The sequence below is a fragment of the Roseobacter sp. MH60115 genome (genome assembly GCF_015644665.1).
Classification (GTDB): Bacteria; Pseudomonadota; Alphaproteobacteria; order Rhodobacterales; family Rhodobacteraceae; genus Roseobacter.
Window position 1 is genome coordinate 100,094 of the sequence record NZ_JADOBQ010000005.1, and the last position, 15,387, is coordinate 115,480.

11 protein-coding genes are annotated in these 15,387 nt (G+C 61.2%); 3 read left to right on the top strand and 8 right to left on the bottom strand.

Translation table 11 applies throughout. The annotated features are described in order from the left end of the window. Nucleotides 1-84 precede the first annotated feature (84 nt). A complete protein-coding gene (gene dapA, locus ISX84_RS16200) occupies nucleotides 85-960 on the top strand; it encodes a 4-hydroxy-tetrahydrodipicolinate synthase (RefSeq protein ID WP_195821441.1) in 876 nt (291 codons plus the stop codon). Nucleotides 961-1,030: 70 nt separating this feature from the next. Here the strand turns inward: dapA and ISX84_RS16205 are convergent, their stop codons facing one another. The 7 genes from ISX84_RS16205 to pdxR form a co-directional block, all read right to left on the bottom strand. Next, nucleotides 1,031-1,903 carry a dimethyl sulfoxide reductase anchor subunit family protein gene (locus ISX84_RS16205; RefSeq protein WP_195821442.1) on the bottom strand — a complete coding sequence of 291 codons (873 nt, stop codon included), beginning with the start codon at nucleotides 1,901-1,903 and terminating at the stop codon, nucleotides 1,031-1,033. After that, nucleotides 1,903-2,652: a 4Fe-4S dicluster domain-containing protein gene (locus ISX84_RS16210; RefSeq protein WP_195821443.1), complete on the bottom strand. Its 750-nt coding sequence runs from the start codon at nucleotides 2,650-2,652 to the stop codon at nucleotides 1,903-1,905. The genes ISX84_RS16205 and ISX84_RS16210 overlap by 1 nt, the downstream gene beginning before the upstream one ends. A 118-nt stretch (nucleotides 2,653-2,770) precedes the next feature. Beyond that, entirely contained in the window at nucleotides 2,771-5,590 is a 2,820-nt protein-coding gene (locus tag ISX84_RS16215) for a molybdopterin oxidoreductase family protein (protein WP_195821444.1), read from the bottom strand. Nucleotides 5,591-5,714: 124 nt separating this feature from the next. After that, nucleotides 5,715-6,743, bottom strand: coding sequence for a YeiH family protein (locus ISX84_RS16220; protein WP_195821445.1), 1,029 nt, complete (start codon nucleotides 6,741-6,743; stop codon nucleotides 5,715-5,717). Nucleotides 6,744-6,783: 40 nt separating this feature from the next. Continuing rightward, complete coding sequence (gene pta / locus ISX84_RS16225) at nucleotides 6,784-7,788, bottom strand: phosphate acetyltransferase (protein WP_195821446.1); 1,005 nt, start codon at nucleotides 7,786-7,788, stop codon at nucleotides 6,784-6,786. 44 nt (nucleotides 7,789-7,832) lie between these two features. Further along, the gene (xsc, locus tag ISX84_RS16230) at nucleotides 7,833-9,611 is read right to left on the bottom strand and encodes a sulfoacetaldehyde acetyltransferase (protein WP_195821447.1); all 1,779 of its coding nucleotides are present in this window, start codon (nucleotides 9,609-9,611) and stop codon (nucleotides 7,833-7,835) included. A gap of 70 nt (nucleotides 9,612-9,681) precedes the next feature. Then, nucleotides 9,682-11,178 (bottom strand): MocR-like pyridoxine biosynthesis transcription factor PdxR, encoded by a 1,497-nt coding sequence (gene pdxR / locus ISX84_RS16235; RefSeq protein ID WP_195821448.1) that lies wholly within the window; start codon nucleotides 11,176-11,178, stop codon nucleotides 9,682-9,684. Between the two features lie 469 nt (nucleotides 11,179-11,647). Here pdxR and ISX84_RS16240 point away from each other — a divergent pair, with 469 nt between their 5' ends. Then, nucleotides 11,648-11,887, top strand: coding sequence for a YdcH family protein (locus ISX84_RS16240; RefSeq protein WP_195821449.1), 240 nt, complete (start codon nucleotides 11,648-11,650; stop codon nucleotides 11,885-11,887). 81 nt (nucleotides 11,888-11,968) lie between these two features. Here the strand turns inward: ISX84_RS16240 and ISX84_RS16245 are convergent, their stop codons facing one another. Next, entirely contained in the window at nucleotides 11,969-13,363 is a 1,395-nt protein-coding gene (locus ISX84_RS16245) for an aminotransferase family protein (protein ID WP_195821450.1), read from the bottom strand. 955 nt (nucleotides 13,364-14,318) lie between these two features. Between ISX84_RS16245 and ISX84_RS16250 the strand changes: the two genes are divergently transcribed. Beyond that, nucleotides 14,319-15,320 (top strand): taurine ABC transporter substrate-binding protein, encoded by a 1,002-nt coding sequence (locus ISX84_RS16250; protein WP_195821451.1) that lies wholly within the window; start codon nucleotides 14,319-14,321, stop codon nucleotides 15,318-15,320. The last annotated feature ends 67 nt before the right edge of the window (nucleotides 15,321-15,387 follow it).

Consider the following 15,387-nt stretch of genomic DNA (forward strand, 5'->3'; position numbering starts at 1 on the left):
CTGATCACGTATCAAATCACGATCATGCTGAAATGTGGTTAATCTCAGGCCATTTGCCGGCCAAAATAAAAAAGGAGCGTGCACATGTTCAAAGGCTCGATGCCTGCCCTCGTCACGCCGTTCAGGAACGGCGAGCTGGATCTTGAGACACTCAAAAAACTGGTGGAGTGGCATATCGGTGAAGGCAGCAATGGTCTGGTGCCGGTTGGGACAACCGGGGAAAGCCCGACCCTGACGCACCGCGAACACGAAGTGGTGGTCGAGGAAGTCGTCAAGGCTGCTGCTGGCCGTGTGCCCGTGATCGCCGGTGCCGGATCCAACAACACGATCGAGGCGATGCGCCTTGTCCGCCACGCCGAAGAAGTGGGTGCGGATGCGGCTCTCGTGGTTACGCCATATTATAACAAGCCGACGCAGTCGGGCCTGCTGGCGCATTTCACCGCGTTGCATGACTGCGCCGACCTGCCGATCATCATCTACAATATTCCCGGCCGGTCCGTCGTGGACATGTCACCTGAGACCATGGGCGAGCTGGCCAAGCTGCCCCGGATTGTCGGTGTAAAGGATGCAACGGGTGATCTGGCGCGCGTCAGCGACCAGCGTCTGACCTGCGGGCCGGATTTCATTCAGCTGTCCGGCGAAGACGCCACCGCGCATGGGTTCAACGCCCAAGGCGGTATTGGGTGTATTTCCGTGACGGCCAATGTGGCGCCGAAGATGCTAAGTGAAATGCAGGGCGCTTGTCTCGCCGGCGACTACGCTACGGCGCTGAGCATTCAGGACCGGCTGATGCCGCTGCACAAGGCGATCTTTACCGAACCAGGGCTGGTTGGCGTGAAATACGCCATGTCGCAGCTGCGGCTCTGCTCGGACGAAGTGCGCTTGCCGCTGGTCGGGCTCTCTGATGCCACCCGGGCGCTGGTGGACGACGGTCTGCGGCATGCGGGACTTTTGAACTAGGCGCTGGGATCAGCGAAACGCAAAAGGGCGTGGATCTCTCCACGCCCTTTTTGTTTTGCGCATGTGGCGTTTAGCGTTTGCCGTAGTAGAGGCCGACCACATGCTCGGCCTCCGCAAAGAAGAGCCAGCGCGCGGTCAGCACACCTGCGACATGGCTGGCGATGGCCAGCACACCGACAAAATGTGAAAACGGCAAGGCTAAAAGGATAATGGGCACAATTGTCATCAGCCCCAAGGCGATGATCCGCAGCTTCTGGCTGTGCTTGCGCCCGATCACATGTACAAATTCGCGCAGCAGATAGTTCGTCCCGGTGTGCGGCGGCTCGAAAGCGCGGACCTTGCCGATGCCGCCCAGCCCGGTGGCGCTTGCCATGTCCGTGCCGGAACTTGTGAGCGCCTTATCGCCTTCAACCCAGGCATAGATCTGCACAAGGCCAGCGATTACAAGCAGCACAAGGGCCGCATCGACCTGCCCCGCCACCAGCGCGCCGCCGGCCAGCGACAGGCTCATGAACTTCAAAGGCGTGAGTTTCATGTTCCAGCGCGGGATGGTCTTGAGCTGCGTGTAGATCATGGACGTGGTGAACACTGTGGCCATCGAGAGCACTGCCCCGAGGATGCCGAACGCCGTCCAGCGGGTGTCAAAGAAAACCAGACCCAGCCCGTAGAGGCCCATCAGCACCAGCGCGCCGACCGCGCACCAGGCCTCGCGGCTGAGCCAGCTGGAGCGCCATTGGGTGAAAGCCTTGATGGCGCGCTCGGGGCGGCCCAAGTGGAAGGTGGACGCCATCAGGCCACCCACCGCCATCACATAGGCGATGGCAAAGAAGGCGAAGGCCGTCCAGCCGGTGACGGCGGGAAACCCGAGCCCGAGGAAGAACAGGAGCCCAAAGCCCAAGCCGCTGAAGGTGGTGAAGAAGATAACGGAAGGCGCGGGATGCATCAGAGTTTCTCCAGGGTCTTGTCGAGCCAGCCGAGGAAGCCTTTCGGCTCCTCCGCGACCGGTTCCAGGAAGGGGGCGAGCACGTCGAATTCGGGCATGTCGTCCTTCGGTCTTGGCGGCAGGTATTTGTTCACGGGCTTGGTGCCCTGTTCGGGCATCAGGTCCATGCCGCCGCGTTCGGCGACGAGCTTGCTGACGCTGCTGTTTTCATCGCCCAGATCGCCGAAGTGGCGGGCACCAGCGGGGCAGGTGCGCACACAGGCGGGCTGACGGTCTTCTTCCGGAAGATTCTCGTTGTAGATGCGGTCGACGCAGAGGGTGCATTTCTTCATCACGCCCTCGGCCTGATCCAGCTCGCGCGCACCGTAGGGGCAGGCCCAGGCGCACAGACCACAGCCGATGCAGTTGGATTCGTTGACCAAAACGATGCCGTCTTCGACACGCTTGTAGCTTGCCCCCGTGGGGCAGACGGTCACGCAAGGGGCGTCCTCGCAGTGCAGGCAGGACTTGGGGAAGTGTATGAGCTGCGCGGCTGCATCGCCCGCGGGCTGGACCTCGTAGGAGTGCACGCGGTTGAGGAAGGTGCCGGAATTGTCGGCGCCATAGGCATTCTGATCCGACAGCGGCGCGCCGTAGTTTTCGGTGTTCCACCCTTTGCAGGAGATCACGCAGGCGTGGCAGCCGACGCAGGTATCGAGGTCGATGACGAGGCCGAGTTTCTTTTCGGTTTTGGCTGGCAGAGTGGTCATGAGAGGCCCTCTTTTCTGGCTGTCGATGAGAGGTCGGCATCGCATCGGTATTGCGTCGGGTTGAGGGTTTTCAGGGGCTCTGCCCCGGACCCCGGGATATTTGTGGCCAGAAGAAACATCAGTTGCCCACCTTCCACGTCAGATCCTTCGGGCCAGTGCCGACGGGGGATTTGATTGGCGCGAACCCGGGTTGGGATTCGTCCGGCGCGGCGGCCTTTTCGATGCGGACCTTGAGGTCGAACCAGGCGGCTTGCCCGGTGATCGGGTCGGAGTTGGCCCAGCGGAGGCCGTCACCTTTAGGTGGCAGCAACTCGTGGATGAGGTGGTTCAGCAGGAAGCCGCGGGTGGCTTCGGGCGCGTCCTCTTCCAGCGCCCAGGCACCCTTGCGTTTGCCGATGGCATTCCACGTCCAGACGGTGTTTTCGTTGAGGGCGGCCATCTCAAGCACGGGCACGGTGATCTCGCCGTGGGGAGAGGTGACTTTGGCCCAATCGCCGTCGGAGAGGCTGTTCTCGCGCATCAGCTTGGTCGGCAGGTAGAGCGGGTTGTGTCCGTGCAACTGTCGCAGCCAGGCGTTTTGTGAGCCCCAGGAGTGATACATCGCCATGGGGCGCTGGGTGAGGGCGGTAACGGGGTAGTCGGCAGCGTGGTTGTCCTCTTCCGAGGAGTACCAGATCGGCAGGGGGGACATCGTGTCTTTGATACGCGCGCGCAGATGGTCGGGTGGCTGGCGGTCGCCATGACCCTCGGCGGCGAGCTGGAATTTGCGCAGGGGCTCCACATAGAGCGAGAAGAGATAGGGCGTCGGCTTGTCGTAGAGCCCGATGTTCACCGCCCAATCCTGGTATTCCATGTTCCAGGGCTTGTAGTAGTTGGAACCATCGGGGATGTGCTCAACGAAGAAGCCACCGTTTTCGATGTACTGGTCGAGCTGCTTGGGGTTCACGGCTCCGCGCCCGGCCTGATCGCCGTTTTCGCCGCGGAAGCCCGCGAGCGGGCCGATGCCGGGGCGGCGTTCGTGGTTCACGATGTAGTCGCCGTAGTCCGCGTATCTCTGGCTGCCGTCTTCATTCACGAAGCCGGGCAGGTTCATCTTGGCGCCCAGCTCGCAGAGCATGGACTGGAAGCCCTTCACGTCGCGGTCGGGCTCAATCACCGGCCAGCGGATGGCGTCGGCGGCGGCATCGGCCTCGCAAATTGGACGATCCAGCAGCGAAATGCAGTCGTGGCGTTCCAGATAGGTGGTGTCGGGCAGGATCAGGTCGGAATAGGCGACCATCTCAGACGAATAGGCATCGGAATAGATGATCTTGGGGATCACGTAGTCGCCGTTTTCATCCTTGTCTGTCAGCATGTCGATCACGCCGCGGGTGTTCATGGACGAGTTCCACGACATGTTCGCCATATACATGAAGAGCACGTCGATCTTGTAGGGGTCCCCCGCATAGGCGTTGGAGATCACCATATGCATGAGCCCGTGGCTCGACATCGGGTTTTCCCAAGTGAAGGCCTTGTCGATCCGGGCCGGCGTGCCGTCGTCCTTGAGGGCAAGGTCTTCGGGGCCGTGGGTGAAGCCCAGGTGCGGACCGTTCAGTGGCGCGCCGGGGGTCAGTCCCACGTGGGGCTTGGGGTGCGCGGTCGCGGGCTTGGGGTAGGGCGGTTTGAAGCGGAAACCGCCCGGGACCTCAACCGTGCCCAGCAGGATCTGCAGGGTGTGCAGCGCGCGGCAGGTCTGGAAGCCGTTGGCGTGCGCGGAGATGCCGCGCATGGAGTGGAAGGAAACCGGACGACCCACCATCTTGTCGTGCTTTTCGCCGCGGAAGTCGGTCCATGCGTGGTCAAGCTCAAACGCTTCTTCGAAGGCCACGCGCGCAAGCTCCGCCGCGATGGCGCGGATGCGTTTCGCGGGGATGCCGCAGCGGTCGGCCACAGCCTCGGGCGCGTATTGCGCGTCAAGATACATCTCGGCCATCTGGTGGAAGACCGGGCGGTGGGTCTGGCCGTCTTTTTCGTAGGTGGCGGCGAGGTCGGGTTTCACACCGGGTTTGTCGAAGGGGGTCAGCTTGCCGGTGGCGCGGTCGATCACTAATTCCTTGCCGTTCTCATCGCGCATCAGGAGGCCATGGTCGGCCTGCCCGGGGTTGTTGATCACCAGCACGGGCGCGTTGGTGTATTGCGCAAGGTAGTGCAGGTCCAATTTACCCGCCTTCATCAGGCAGTGGATCATAGCCAGAATGAACAGCCCGTCGGTGCCGGGTGTGATGCCGACCCAATCGTCGGCGACGGCATTGTAGCCGGTGCGGATCGGGTTCACGCCGATCACACGCGCGCCGCGTTTCTTGATCTTGCCGATCCCCATCTTGATCGGGTTGCTGTCGTGGTCTTCGGCCACGCCAAAGAGCATGAAGAGCTTGGTGTGGTCCCAATCGGGCTGGCCGAACTCCCAAAAGGCACCGCCCATGGTGTAGATGCCCGCGGCCGCCATGTTGACCGAGCAGAAGCCGCCGTGGGCCGCGTAGTTTGGCGTGCCGAAGTTCTGCGCCCAGAAAGAGGTGAAGCTTTGCGACTGATCGCGGCCAGTGAAGAAGGCCAGCTTTTCGGGGTTTTCGGCACGCACCGGCTCGAGCCAGTCAGCGGCGATTTGCAGCGCCTCGTCCCATTCGATTTCCTCGAACTCGCCAGACCCACGTTCGCCCACACGTTTCAGCGGTTTGCGCAGACGCGAGGGGGCGTTCACCTGCATGATGCCCGCCGAGCCCTTGGCGCAGAGCACGCCCTGGTTGACGGGATGGTCCTTGTTGCCCTCGATGTAAGCGACCTTGCCGTCCTTCATGTGCACATTGATGCCGCAGCGACAGGCACACATGTAACAGGTGGTCTTGCGCACCTCGTCCGACACATGGGGTGAGGTGTTGATCTTAGGTTGCTGGAATGTCATCTGGCCTCCCGTTTGCCTGTTCAGGCACTTCTTCGTTTATTTGTATCGCAACGCGCTGTCTCTCCCTGTGGTCGAACGCAAGTTGCGATATGGTTGCCTCAGATGAAACGCCGAAGCGCCATAGTCAGGCGAAGTAATAAATTCCCGCAAGTATCAGTCCCGCGATGAACAGCGTTTCGGTAATGAGCAGGGCGATGGCCGGTCCTCCGACAGCCAGCACCCGCTTGAGATTTGTTTTCATGCCGACGGCGGCAATGGCAATGAGCAGCATCCACCGGGACGCCTGGCTCATCAAATCGGCCACGACGCCCGGAATCAAGCCCAGTGAGTTCAGTGTGGCCAGGATCAGGAAGCCAATCACGAAGAACGGCAGCAGCGGCGGGCGTTTGCCGTCCTCTGGCGCGTCAGCGTAAGACCGGATCAGCAGCGCGGCCACGAGCACGACCGGCGCCAACATCGACACGCGGATGAGCTTGACCAGCGTGGCGGTGTCACCCGCATTTTCGGAGATGGAGAAGCCTGCGCCGACAACTTGGGCCACATCGTGGATTGTGGCACCAAGGAAGATACCGCCAGCGCTTTCGTCCATGCCGAGGCGGGTGACAAGGATCGGGTATGCGATCATCGCCACGGTGGAGAGCACGGTGACCCCTAACACGGTGAAGATCAGCCGTTGTTCGGATTTGTCATCCTTGGGCAGAATGGCGCTGATCGCCATGGCGGCTGAGGCACCGCAGATGGCGACGGAGCCTGCGGTGAGGAAGGCAAAGCGCCAGCCGTGGCCGAAGAACCGCGAGATGAGAAGGCCAAAGCCGATGGTTGCGAGCACGCCGCCGATGACCAGCGCTACAATCTCCAGCCCAAGCCCCGCCATCAGATCGAAGGAGATCCGCACGCCGAGAAAGGCGATGCCCATGCGCAGGATGGTGCGGGCGGCAAAGCCGATGCCGGGCACGGTTTTGCCCTCATCGCCCAGAAAGGCCACTGCGATGCCCAGCAGCAGCGCCATGAGCATGGCGGGGGCCTCGTAGTGCTCGGCCAGAAACTGCGCCGTCATGGCGACGATGATCGCAACGATCACCCCGGGAAACAGCTCGTGCGTGCGCTGGGGGATCGCGCTGAAGAAATCGGAGACTTGCTCTGCGGTGCTCATGGGCGCGTCCTGCTCAGGAGCGTGGGGGTGGCGGAGCGGGTCATCCGTCTGCGCGCGCCTGCAACACGGTCACGGCGATCATATTGGTCACGTCCTGCGCAGAGCAGCCGCGGCTGAGGTCGTTGGCGGGTTTCGCAAGGCCCTGCAGCGTTGGGCCGATGGCGTCCGCACCACCGATCCGCTGGGCGATCTTGTAGCCGATGTTGCCCGCGTCGAGGTTGGGGAAGATCATCACGTTGGCCTGACCTGCGAGGGACGAGCCTGGGGCTTTGGAAGCGGCGACCTCCGGAACAAAAGCCGCGTCGAACTGCAGCTCCCCATCTGTCTTCAACGTTGGGTGGTTGGCCTTGAGCAAGGCCGCGGCATCGGCGACCTTCGTGACGACGGGATGCTTGGCAGAGCCCATGGTCGAAAAGGACAGCAACGCGACTTTGGGCTCGACATCCAGAAGCTGCTGGCATGAATTGGCAGAGGCCACGGCGATGGCGGCGAGTTCTTCAGCGGAGGGGTCGATGACCAGACCACAGTCGCCGAAGATCATCGCATCGCGGCCCGAGGGATGGCCTTCGGGCAGCGCCACGAGAAAAAAGCTTGAGACAAGCGGCGCATCCTTGGCCTTGCCAATGACCTGCAAGGCGGCGCGCACGGTGTCGGAGGTGGTGGCGACAGCGCCGCCCACGGTGCCATCGGCGTGGCCCTCGCGGACCATCAAGGCCGAGAAGATCAGCGGGTTTTGCACCTGCGTCTCGGCAATCTCCGGGGTCACGCCCTTGTGCTTGCGCAGCTCGTAGAAAGCAGCGGCCAGATCGGCGCTCAGCGCAGAGGTGGCAGGGTCTTCGATCTGAATGTTTGGTGTATTGGACGCGCCGACGGCGACAAGCTGCGCTGCCACGTCATCCTTGGGTCCGACCAGCGTGATCCGGGCGGTCCCGGCAGTGACGGCGGCGATGGCGCCGGCCACGATCCTTGGATCGTGGCCTTCGCTCATCACGATATGGGCAGGCCGCGCGGCGGCGCGCTCTGTTAATGCGCTGAGCACGCTCATGGCCTGACCCCTTCTTTTATGCGGGTAACTGACGACACCCGCGCTTAAACAACCTGCTCGCGCATGTCGTCTTTGCTGATCCCGGCAACCTCGACGGGTTTCTTCATCGCGTCGCGGCGGAACGGATCCCCGAGTTCCTGGTTGATCATCGCTTCGATCAGCGTGGTCACACCGTTCTCCATCTGGTCCTTGATCGCCTGATCCAGCGCCGCTGTCAGTTCTTCCTGTGTGCGGGCGATGACGCCTTTGAGACCACAGGCATTGGCGATCCCGGCGTAGGACACTTCCTCGTCCAACTCGGTGCCGACGAAGTTGTCATCGAACCAGAGTGTCGAGTTCCGCTTTTCCGCGCCCCACTGGTAGTTGCGGAAAACGATCTGCGTGATTGCAGGCCAGTCGCCGCGGCCGATGGCGGTGAGCTCGTTGACGGAGATGCCGAAGGCGCCGTCGCCCGCGAAACCCACAACCGGCACGTCCGGCTTGCCGATTTTCGCACCGACGATGGAGGGCAGGCCGTAGCCGCAAGGGCCGAAGAGGCCAGGGGCCAGATACTTACGGCTCTCGTTGAACGACGGGTAGGCGTTGCCGATGGCGCAGTTGTTGCCGATGTCCGACGAAATGATCGCCTCGACGGGCAGTGCCGCCTGGATCGCGCGCCATGCCATGCGGGGGCTCATCCAGTCCGGCTTGGCCGCACGGGCCCGCTCGTTCCAGTTGGTGCCGGGATCGTCCTGCTCTTCGTTCAGCGAGGTCAGCTCCTGCGCCCAGGCCGATTTGGTGGTGGCGATGGTGTTCTTGCGCTCGGCGCGGTTGGTGTCGCCCGCGTCATCGGAGAGCTTCGCGGTGATCCCCTGCGCCACTTTCGCGGCGTCGCCGACGATGCCGACGGTGACCTTCTTGGTCAGGCCGATGCGGTCGGGGTTGATGTCCACCTGGATGATCTTGGCGTCTGTGGGCCAGTAATCAATGCCGTAGCCGGGCAGGGTGGAGAAGGGGTTCAGGCGGGTGCCGAGGCAGAGTACGACGTCAGCCTGATTGATCAACTGCATGCCCGCCTTGGAACCGTTATAGCCCAGCGGGCCTGCGAACAGCGGGTGGTTGCCGGGGAAGGCGTCATTGTGCTGGTAGCCCACGCAGACGGGTGCGTCGAGCTTCTCGGCCAGGATCTTGGAGGCTTCGATGCCGCCTTTGGACAGAACCGCACCGGCGCCGTTCAGGATGACCGGGAACTTCGCGTTGCTGAGCAGCTCCGCCGCGTTGGCAACGGCCGCGTCGCCACCCTGTGGCAGTTCGAAGTCAACGATCATCGGCAGTTCGATATCGACCACCTGGGTCCAGAAGTCGCGCGGGATGTTGATCTGCGCGGGGGCAGAGGCGCGTTTGGCCTGCATGATCACCCGGTTCAGCGTCTCGGCGATGCGCGATGGGTCGCGAACCTCTTCCTGATAGGCGACACAGTCGGCAAAGAGGTTCATCTGCTCCATTTCCTGGAAGCCGCCCTGACCGATGGTCTTGTTGGCCGCCTGCGGTGTGACCAGCAGAACCGGTGTGTGGTTCCAGTAGGCTGTTTTCACGGCCGTCACGAAGTTGGTGATGCCGGGGCCGTTCTGCGCGATCATCATGCACATCTTGCCGGTGGCGCGGGTGAAGCCGTCGGCCATCATGCCGCCGGATGTCTCGTGCGCGCAATCCCAGAACTTGATGCCCGCATCGGGAAAGATGTCGGAAATGGGCATCATGGCGGAGCCGATGATCCCAAACGCATTGTCGATCCCGTGCATCTGGAGTGTTTTTACAAAGGCTTCTTCGGTCGTCATTTTCATGGTGGGTGTCCCTGGATAAAAAGTTTCGATTCTCGGTTGCGGGTTACTTAGAGCGTACGGATGGGTGTGGTTAGGTCCAGTTGATTGCTTCGTTTAATCCCAGATCGCATGTTTGGCGCATCTCATGCGCAATCCGCGCGATGCCATCCGCAATGCGGCTTGCCGGGATGGAGGAATAGGCGAGGCGGTAGTAGTTCTTTGGGCGTCCGGGGCCGCTGAAAAAGGCGTGGCCTGGCTCGATCAGAACGCCGCGCGCTTGCAAGCGGCGGGCCAGGTCCTGGGTGTCGATGTCACTGCCGGCCCGCATCCAGAAGGAGGAGCCGCCGTAGGCCCCCTGACCTGCGATTTGCAGACCCTCTGCAGCAATGGCATTTGCCATGATTTCGCGGCGCTCGTGCAGGGCGCTGCCCATGCGTCGGATCAAGGCGTCATGGTGTCCCAGCGACAGGAAGTAGGCAGCTGTGCGTTGCACGTGACCGGGCGGGTGCCGCAACACCGAGGCACGCAGTGCGCGCGCTTCGCGGATGAAGGGCTCGGATCCCACCAGATAGCCAAGCCGCAGGCCGGGAAAGAGCGATTTGGAAAAGCTGCCCACATAGATCACTCGCCCATCGGTATCGAGACTTTTGAGCGCCGGGGACGGGCTTTTGAGAAAGGACATCTCGAATTCATAATCGTCTTCGACGATCAGCGCATCCATCTCCGCCGCGCGTTCCAGCAGATCATGACGCCGATGCATGGGCATGGTGCCGGTGGTCGGGCATTGGTGACTGGGCGTGGTGAAAATCACATCCGTGTCGGGCGGAATGGCGTCAGGCGGCATGCCGTCTGCATCCACCCGTACGGGCGTGACGTGACAACGTGACTGGCTCAGAACATCCCGGAGTGCCGGATAACAAGGATCCTCCAGTGCGGCGCGACGTCTTTGCGTCAGCAGGACCTGTGTGGTCAGCCAGAGTGCATTCTGTGCGCCCAGCGTGATCAGGATCTGTTCCGGGCGCGCAGTTATGCCGCGTCGGGGCAGCGTGTGGCGGGCGATGAATTCGATCAGTTGCGGGTCGTCCTGATCGTAGTAATCGGTCGTAAGGGCGGTGAAGTCCTTCTGCCCCAGCGCCTTCAGCGCACAAAGCCGCCAGTTGGCGTGATCAAACAGTTCCGGATCGGCCTGCCCGTAAATGAAAGGATACCGATAGCCGCCCCAGTCCGCGGGCTTGCGGGGCATATCCCCGCCGGAGAATTTCTGGCCGATTGCGCGGGTCCAATCCACCGCGTCCTGACCGGTCTGGCTTGGGGCAAAGGCGGGCGGCACGGGCGCATTGTCGGAGACGTAGTACCCTGACCGGCCCCGCGACGTCAGGTAATCGTTAGCCAGCAATTCGGTGTAGGCAATGGTTACGGTGATCCGGCTGACCCCCAGATGGGTTGCAAGCTTGCGGGTTGATGGTAGCTTCTCGCCGCGCTGGAAACGCCCCGAGAGGATGCCTTGGGCAATCATCTGCTGAATCTGCGACTGCAGCGTTCCCTGTGCATCGGGATGCAGAAAAAATGTTTCCACGGGCAGCGCCATGACGATAGCCTATACTGGATATAGACTGCCATCAATCTGGTATTAATCGGAGATGAAAACCTCCGACCTCTCCCCCCATCTATGCAGTCTGCTTTGACCAAAAAGCGAATTATTGAAACCATGGGTATCATTAATTGAGAAATTTGACAAGTGGTTCGCGCCTTTGTCCGGTCAGACGCAACTATGTCACTGATTATGCAACAAGAGACAGATTTGCAGGCACCATTTGATCTGTATCAGTGACCGGCTTCCGGAGTGCGGCAAAACTGTGTGGGACCGAAAAGAGAGGCGTCATGTATGAGGCACACAGGCCTGCGCATAAATCAAGCATCCGTTTGGCTGCCTGATCCTTTGGCGGGAAGCCCCCATGCACGTGCCGAAACAAGTCGGAGCGTCCCCGCGTCTTGATCGAGGCGCCTTTCATCACATCCCGCCGGTTTTGATCCGGCCTCAGCCAATGGAGACATAAATGGCCAACACCCCACATGAGCTGCACGAAGAATTCCCCGAAAAAAAGCAGGCCATAAGCGATCTGAAATCGTCAGACGGTCACTTTGCCCGCCTGTTTGAAGAGTATCACGAGGTCAATCGCGCGATCCATCGGGCCGAGACCAATGTCGAGCCAACCGACGACCTGCACATGATGGAAATGCGCAAGGAACGCATGGTCCTGAAGGACGAGATTGCCAAGTGCCTCGCCGAGGTGTGAAGCCGCCCGGTTAAAAAGGACCGGTCTCCGCACATAAAAGGCCCCGGTTTCGCGCCGGGGCCTTTGTGTTCGCGTATGGGTTTATCCGAAGACGCGGGTGAGGGCGCTGTCGACCGCACTACAGATGTGGTCAATGTCGTCCTTCGTCGCGATCAGCGCGGGCGAGAAACAGAGCGTGTTGTTCTTGCCGGGCAGAGACCGGTTGGTCGCCCCGATGATCACCGCCTGTTTCATGCAGTCACCCACGACGGCCTGAACCATCTTCTCGGCGGCGGGCTCGCGGGTTTCGCGGTCGGCAACAAGCTCGGCCCCGACAAAGAGGCCCTTGCCGCGCACGTCACCGATCACCGCGTGCTTGTCCTGCAGCGCGCGCAACTGGTCGACCATGTAGTCGCCCATGGCCACGGTGTTCTCCAGCAGGTTCTCATCCTCGATGATCCGCATGTTTTCCAGTGCTGCCGCCGGACCGGCCGTGCAGCCGCCGAAGGTCGAGATATCGCGGAAGTAGCTCATGTGGTCCGAGGTGTCTTCCTTGAACATGTCAAAGACTTCGTTAGTGGTGGCCAGGCAGGAGATCGCCGCGTAGCCTGAGGCGACACCTTTGGCCATGGTCACCATGTCGGGCTGGATGCCGTAGTGCTGGTAGCCGAACCATGTGCCGGTCCGGCCCACGCCGCAGACAACCTCATCGATGTGCAACAGGATGTCATATTTCTTGCAGATCTCGGCGACGCGCGGCCAGTAGCCGTCGGGGGCTTCGATGACGCCGCCACCGGCTGTGACCGGCTCAAGGCAGAGCGCGCCCACGGTGTCGGGACCTTCGCGCAGGATGATCTCTTCGATCTGGTTCGCTGCCCATTCGCCGTAGTTCTGATCGGGCGCGCCGTCCTGCTCGTGTTTGCGGTACTCAAGGCAGTGGGGCACGCGCACGAAACCGGGGGTATAGGGTCCGTATTGCGCGTTGCGCTCGTCCTGGCCGCCCGCGCTCAGGCAGGCGATGGTGGTGCCGTGATAGTCGCGGTCGCGGTAGAGGATCTTGTGCTTCTTGCCGCCATAGCGCTTGTGCGCGATCTGGCGCACCATCTTGAAGGCTTTCTCATTCGCCTCGGAGCCGGAATTGGCGTAGTAGATACGGTCAAGCCCGGGCATCTTGGTCAGCAGCTTTTCGGCGAAAAGCGCGCCTGGGATCGAGCCCACGGTGCCGCCAAAGAAGTTCATTTTTACAATGGCGTCGCGCACCGCATCGCCCATTGTCTCGCGGCCGTAGCCCACGTTGACGGTCCAGACCCCACCGGAGACTGCGTCGATATGTTCGATGCCCTTCTGATCCCAGACGCGCATCCCCTTGCCTTCGATGATGATCTTTGGATCGGCGCCGGTAAAGAAGGGCTGGTGCTGGATCAAGTGGTGCCAGACATTGGCGCGGTCCGCTTCGACAACGCGGCTCAGGTCGTTCTCATTGAAATTGCCGTCCATGGATCGGGCCTCTCCTCATGTGTAGAATCAGGTGAAATCGGATGACATATTATCCGGATTTGGCTGACATGACTGTTTTTCAGGCGCTGGAAGTAGGGCCAGTTCCGTGCAAACATAGAGCCAGATAGCCCTTTCGATCAAGCGATATCGGGCGCAGTGCCCTGTATTTATGGGCCAATTGGCACGATGCCGTCAAATCCCAGGGCACGGCCTCCGCATCGACCGATGCCGCATTTGTGAGCAACTGCCCTGCCGACGCAGATCCCTGACGCCCTCTTGTGGGTTACCCTCCTGATGCTGTCCGTGGTGGTGTCCGACGGTCCGCACAGGACGGTGGGCCGATCTATTTCGAGTGGATAGTGGAAACTTAGCAGAGATCAGCTGACGACCTTTTCGATCTCATCCGCGCCCATCTGATCCCATACGATGCACGACCGATGGGGTGGATTCGCATGGATCATTGCAGGTGGCGCGGGACGTGTCGCGGAAGGATCTGCCGTTTTCAGTCACCAAAGTCCCGTCCTATAAGTTCCACACACTGCAGGTGCTGGCGGCGGGGCTGCCGATGGCCGCGCCGTGCATATGCGACCAGATGAAGTGGAAAAGCGACGCAGGAGAAAAAACTGGACTCATGTAGCGTGTCAAAGTGGTCATTTTTTCTTGTCCGCGCAATGCCACTATGCGCGCGAAACCCGCCAGAAGGCCGGTTTGACTTCAGGGTTTTGCAATCGGAGTTTTCAGGTTTTGCAATGTCCCGCATAAATAGAAAAGAGGGGCATGTTTTTCGGGCAGTTTCATCCAGATGACAGTTTTGTATCAATAATGCTCTTGCAGGCGGTGCAATTCTGACATTGGATACCTTGTGCAATAACGAACGATAAGCGGCGCAAAGCCGCATCGCACCAAATGAAGGCTGGCCTGGGACGGGCTGGCGTATGATCAACGGGAGAACAAGATGATCAAGAAGACAACATGCGCATTTGTAGCGGGCGCCGTGATGGCGATCAGCGCGCAGAGTGCCCTGGCCGACGGCCACGGTGAAATCACCGTAGGCTACTTCCTGGAATGGCCCATGCCGTTTCTGGCAGCGAAAGCCACTGGGGCCTACGACGAAGCGCTGGGGATGAAGGTGAACTGGGTGTCGTTTGAGACCGGGACAGCGATGTCCGCGGCGATGGCCTCTGGTGACGTACAGATTTCCGTCAGCCAGGGTGTGCCGCCCTTCGTGGTTGCGACCTCCGGCGGTCAGGACATCCAGGTCGTGGACGTTGCGGTGTCCTACTCCGAGAACGATAACTGCGTTGTGCATGCCGATCTGGAAATCGAAAAGGAAACCGCAGGCGAATTGGCCGGTAAGAAGGTGGCTGTACCTCTGGGGACCGCCGCGCATTACGGTTTCCTGCGGCAGATGGATCATTTCGGCGTTGATGTGGCCAGCCTGCAGGTCGTGGACATGGCACCACCAGAGGGTGCGGCTGCATTGAGCCAGAAAGCAGTGGATTTTGCTTGCGGCTGGGGCGGTGGCCTCGCGCGGATGCAGGAATATGGCAACGTGCTGCTGACAGGCGCTGAAAAGCAGGAACTGGGTATCTTGGTGTTTGACGTCACCTCAGCACCCGCCTCCTACATTGCCGAAAACGGCGATGTCGTCGCGCAGTTCGCAGCGGTGACCGCGGCGGCCAATGCCGACTGGAACGCAAACCAGTCCGAGGAAATGCTGGAAATGATCGCTAAGGAATCCGGTATGGATTTGGAAGCGGCGCGCGCGTCGATCTCCACCTTCGAATTTCCGTCGGTCGAAGAGCAGCTGTCCCAGGCCTGGCTCGGCGGCAACGCGGCTGAGTTCATGAAAGGCGTCGCGGATGTCTTCGTGGAAGCGGGCTCCATCGACTCGGCGCTCGACAGCTATGACGATGCCGTGAACACCGGGCCGCTCTCGGCAGCAGGCGGCAGCTAAGACAATGGCAGGCGGCGCGGGACACCCCCGCGCCGCTTCACATTAAAGACCAGAGGCGGGGCCAACC